2 tRNA genes and 3 rRNA genes are annotated in these 5,579 nt (G+C 45.2%); all 5 read right to left on the reverse strand.

The window, feature by feature from the left end:
- Positions 1-42 precede the first annotated feature (42 nt).
- The 5 genes from rrf to DU428_RS13260 all read right to left on the reverse strand — a co-directional run bounded on the left by rrf (position 43) and on the right by DU428_RS13260 (position 5,156).
- Positions 43-149 (reverse strand): 5S ribosomal RNA (gene rrf, locus DU428_RS13240).
- Between the two features lie 155 nt (positions 150-304).
- A 23S ribosomal RNA gene (locus DU428_RS13245) occupies positions 305-3,126 on the reverse strand.
- Positions 3,127-3,311: 185 nt separating this feature from the next.
- A tRNA-Ala gene (locus tag DU428_RS13250) sits at positions 3,312-3,385 on the reverse strand.
- 85 nt (positions 3,386-3,470) lie between these two features.
- Positions 3,471-3,544: transfer RNA gene (locus DU428_RS13255), tRNA-Ile, on the reverse strand.
- Between the two features lie 90 nt (positions 3,545-3,634).
- Positions 3,635-5,156, reverse strand: a 16S ribosomal RNA gene (locus tag DU428_RS13260).
- Together the 16S, 23S and 5S rRNA genes with 2 tRNA genes alongside form the textbook arrangement of a ribosomal RNA operon.
- Positions 5,157-5,579 lie beyond the last annotated feature (423 nt).

Below are 5,579 nucleotides of genomic sequence, written 5' to 3' on the forward strand. Positions count from 1 at the left end.
GCATAAAAAAACCCTTCATTAAATAAATAATGAAGGGTTTAAAAAAGGCGACGACCTACTCTTCCACAATGTAGTACCATCGGCGCTAATGGGCTTAACTTCTCTGTTCGGAATGGTAAGAGGTGAGCCCCATCGCTATAATCACCTTAAGTTTTAAGTAATTAGTGATTAGTTAAAAGTAATTAGTAAACTAACTACTAGGAACTAACTCCTAAATACTGCTGCGTATCTGCAGCAAATATCTTAACATATTGAAAAAAATGACATGAATATGATTGTTTGTTTGTACTCTAAAAAACAGGCGTACAATAAGCCTATGGGTTATTAGTATCACTCGGCTATGACATTACTGCCTTTACACCTATGACCTATCAACGTGGTCATCTCCCACGACCCTTTAAAGAAATCTCATCTTGTGGTGGGTTTCGCGCTTATATGCTTTCAGCGCTTATCCCTTCCAAACGTAGCTACTCTGCAATGCTCCTGGCGGAACAACAGATACACCAGAGGTTTGTCCAACTCGGTCCTCTCGTACTAGAGTCAGATCCACTCAAATTTCTAACGCCCACAGTAGATAGAGACCGAACTGTCTCACGACGTTCTGAACCCAGCTCGCGTGCCACTTTAATGGGCGAACAGCCCAACCCTTGGGACCTTCTCCAGCCCCAGGATGTGACGAGCCGACATCGAGGTGCCAAACCCCCCCGTCGATATGAGCTCTTGGGGGAGATCAGCCTGTTATCCCCGGAGTACCTTTTATCCTTTGAGCGATGGCCCTTCCATGCGGAACCACCGGATCACTATGCTCTACTTTCGTACCTGATCGACTTGTAGGTCTCTCAGTCAAGCTCCCTTATGCCATTGCACTCTACGCACGGTTACCAAGCGTACTGAGGGAACCTTTAGAAGCCTCCGTTACTCTTTTGGAGGCGACCACCCCAGTCAAACTACCCATCAAGCACTGTCCCTTCAGATGAAGGTTAGACTCTAGACAAGCAAAGGGTGGTATTTCAACAATGACTCCACAACGCCTAGCGACGCCGCTTCAAAGTCTCCCACCTATCCTACACATTACTTATCCAAAGCCAATACTAAACTATAGTAAAGGTTCACGGGGTCTTTTCGTCCCACTGCGGGTAATCGGCATCTTCACCGATACTACAATTTCACCGAGCTCATGGTTGAGACAGTGTCCAGATCGTTGCACCATTCGTGCAGGTCGGAACTTACCCGACAAGGAATTTCGCTACCTTAGGACCGTTATAGTTACGGCCGCCGTTTACTGGGGCTTCATTTGATTGCTTCGCCGAAGCTAACAACTCCACTTAACCTTCCAGCACCGGGCAGGTGTCAGGCCATATACGTCATCTTTCAATTTAGCATAGCCCTGTGTTTTTGATAAACAGTCGCCTGGACTCTTTCACTGCGGCCCATCCGTAGATGGGCGACGCTTCTCCCGAAGTTACGCGTCTATTTTGCCTAGTTCCTTAACCATGAATCTCTCGAGCTCCTTAGAATTCTCATCCCAACTACCTGTGTCGGTTTAGGGTACGGGCTGCTTCATTCGCTTTTCTTGGAAGTCGCTTCTCTGGATTATCACCGCGGCCGTAGCCTTAGTGTACTATCGAGGTGTTACCACTCTCTTCAACGAACTATTCCGTCAGTTCGCACCAAATATACGCCTCCGTCACTTTTAGTATGAGCAGGTACAGGAATATTAACCTGTTGTCCATCCACTACCCCTTTCGGGTTCGCGTTAGGTCCCGACTAACCCTCAGCTGATTAGCATAGCTGAGGAAACCTTAGTCTTTCGGAGTGCGGGTTTCTCGCCCGCATTATCGTTACTTATGCCTACATTTTCTTTTGTAGCTACTCCAGCATGCCTCACAGCACACCTTCAACGCCACTACAATGCTCCCCTACCACTTTTACAAGTCCATAGCTTCGGTAATATGTTTATGCCCGATTATTATCCATGCCGAACCGCTCGACTAGTGAGCTGTTACGCACTCTTTAAATGAATGGCTGCTTCCAAGCCAACATCCTAGCTGTCAAAGCAGTTCAACCTCGTTTTTTCAACTTAACATATATTTGGGGACCTTAGCTGATGGTCTGGGTTCTTTCCCTCTCGGACATGGACCTTAGCACCCATGCCCTCACTGCTGATTAACATTTTATAGCATTCGGAGTTTGTCAGGAATTGGTAGGCGGTGAAGCCCCCGCATCCAATCAGTAGCTCTACCTCTATAAAACTATAAATCAACGCTGCACCTAAATGCATTTCGGGGAGTACGAGCTATTTCCGAGTTTGATTGGCCTTTCACCCCTACCCACAGGTCATCCGAAGACTTTTCAACGTCAACCGGTTCGGTCCTCCATTTAGTGTTACCTAAACTTCAACCTGCCCATGGGTAGATCACACGGTTTCGCGTCTACCACTACTAACTAAAGCGCCCTATTCAGACTCGCTTTCGCTACGGATCCGTGACTTAATCACTTAACCTTGCTAGCAACGGTAACTCGTAGGCTCATTATGCAAAAGGCACGCCGTCACCCCCTAAAGGGCTCCGACCGCTTGTAAGCGTATGGTTTCAGGATCTATTTCACTCCCTTATTCAGGGTTCTTTTCACCTTTCCCTCACGGTACTAGTTCACTATCGGTCTCTCAGGAGTATTTAGCCTTATCGGATGGTCCCGACTGTTTCATACAGGATTACTCGTGTCCCGCACTACTCAGGATACCACTATATCCACATTCTTTACTTATACCGGGCTATCACCGTCTATGGCCAAGCTTTCCAACTTGTTCTAATTCATCTTGCTTCTAATCTCGTGGTCCTACAACCCCAACATTGCCGTAACAATGCTGGTTTGGGCTAATCCGCGTTCGCTCGCCACTACTAACGGAATCACTATTGTTTTCTTCTCCTCCGGGTACTTAGATGTTTCAGTTCTCCGGGTTCGCCTCCTTGCGGATAACATGTCTTCAACATGCTGGGTTGCCCCATTCGGATATCTGCGGATCAACTTGTATGTGCCAATCCCCGCAGCTTTTCGCAGCTTATCACGTCCTTCATCGCCTCTGAGAGCCTAGGCATTCCCCATACGCTCTTTTGTAGCTTATTGTACTTTTTGTCTTTTAATGAGTTTCGATTTAATTGATAAATCAACTAAATCTTGATTAATTACACTCGCTCGTGGTGAGTATAATTAACCATACAATTTTTATATTAATATTAGAATAATCTAATTTTAATTTTCATGTATCTTTTTCAATATGTCAATGAACGTTTTTCCTTTTTCAGGAATCGTGGAGAATATCGGAGTCGAACCGATGACCTCCTGCGTGCAAGGCAGGCGCTCTAGCCAGCTGAGCTAATCCCCCAATTACTAGTCGTTAGCAATTAGCAGTTAGTAGTTAGTAATAACCACTACTCAAACTTCTAGAATTTCCTTTTAATAGTAGTTAGTAGTCTCAGGCAGACTCGAACTGCCGACCTCTACATTATCAGTGTAGCGCTCTAACCAGCTGAGCTATGAGACTCTACTATTATTATCAGTATTTAAATTAACAGCTTGAGAATAAACAATTTATTGTCCTCTAATTTTGTATTCCTTAGTCGTCTTTCTCTAGAAAGGAGGTGTTCCAGCCGCACCTTCCGGTACGGCTACCTTGTTACGACTTAGCCCTAGTTACCGATTTTACCCTAGGCCGCTCCTTGCGGTGACGGACTTCAGGCACTCCCAGCTTCCATGGCTTGACGGGCGGTGTGTACAAGGCCCGGGAACGTATTCACCGCATCATGGCTGATATGCGATTACTAGCGATTCCAGCTTCACGGAGTCGAGTTGCAGACTCCGATCCGAACTGTGATAGGGTTTATAGATTCGCTCCTTCTCGCGAAGTGGCTGCTCTCTGTCCCTACCATTGTAGCACGTGTGTAGCCCAGGACGTAAGGGCCGTGATGATTTGACGTCATCCCCACCTTCCTCACGGTTTGCACCGGCAGTCTTGTTAGAGTTCCCGACATTACTCGATGGCAACTAACAACAGGGGTTGCGCTCGTTATAGGACTTAACCTGACACCTCACGGCACGAGCTGACGACAACCATGCAGCACCTTGTAAATTGTCCGAAGAAAAGTCTATTTCTAAACCTGTCAATCTACATTTAAGCCCTGGTAAGGTTCCTCGCGTATCATCGAATTAAACCACATGCTCCACCGCTTGTGCGGGCCCCCGTCAATTCCTTTGAGTTTCATTCTTGCGAACGTACTCCCCAGGTGGGTTACTTATCACTTTCGCTTAGTCACTCAGACCGAAATCCGAACAACTAGTAACCATCGTTTACGGCGTGGACTACCAGGGTATCTAATCCTGTTCGCTCCCCACGCTTTCGTCCATCAGTGTCAATATATTATTAGTAATCTGCCTTCGCAATTGGTATTCCATGTGATATCTATGCATTTCACCGCTACACCACATATTCTAACTACTTCATAATAATTCAAGACAACCAGTATCAAAGGCAATTCTACAGTTGAGCTGCAGACTTTCACCCCTGACTTAATTGTCCACCTACGGACCCTTTAAACCCAATGATTCCGGATAACGCTTGGATCCTCCGTATTACCGCGGCTGCTGGCACGGAGTTAGCCGATCCTTATTCTTACAGTACCGTCAGCTTCTCACACGTGAAAAGGTTTCTTCCTGTATAAAAGCAGTTTACAACCCATAGGGCAGTCTTCCTGCACGCGGCATGGCTGGATCAGAGTTGCCTCCATTGTCCAATATTCCTCACTGCTGCCTCCCGTAGGAGTCTGGTCCGTGTCTCAGTACCAGTGTGGGGGATCCCCCTCTCAGGGCCCCTACCTATCGTAGCCATGGTGTGCCGTTACCACACCATCTAGCTAATAGGACGCATAGTCATCTTGCACCGATAAATCTTTAATATGTAAATTATGCAATTAACATACATTATGGGGTATTAGTCAGAATTTCTCCTGGTTATTCCCCTGTGCAAGGCAGATTCTATACGCGTTACTCACCCGTGCGCCGGTCGTCAGCAAGTGCAAGCACCTCTGTTACCCCTCGACTTGCATGTGTTAAGCCTGCCGCTAGCGTTCATCCTGAGCCAGGATCAAACTCTTCATCGTTAAATTTTTAAGTCTTGCGACTTGTTTCTTAACAACTAATGGAATTTTCAAGTACTCAAAATGGTTTATTCTCTTAGTTGAAAATAATCGTTTCCAATTATCTTCTTACGCTGTCAATTCAATATGTCTATGAACTTATTTCTTTTCTTTCTAAACGCTCAGCGCTTAGCGGGTGCAAATATAAAACCCTTTTCTTAATTACACAATGTTATTTGAAAAATATTTTAAAATATTTTTGACTTACCATAACATCACTTTTTAAGAACTTTTCCTAACCACTAAACATCGAAATGTTTCCGTAGCGGGGTGCAAATATAGATACCTTTTTTAATACAACAATGACTTTTTTATATTAATTTCTTAATTATTTTTTAACCGCTTTTTATAACCTTATTTTTAAGGGGTTATGAGTTGATTATTTTT

It is taken from the genome of Oceanihabitans sediminis, assembly GCF_003337215.1.
Lineage (GTDB): Bacteria > Bacteroidota > Bacteroidia > Flavobacteriales > Flavobacteriaceae > Oceanihabitans > Oceanihabitans sediminis.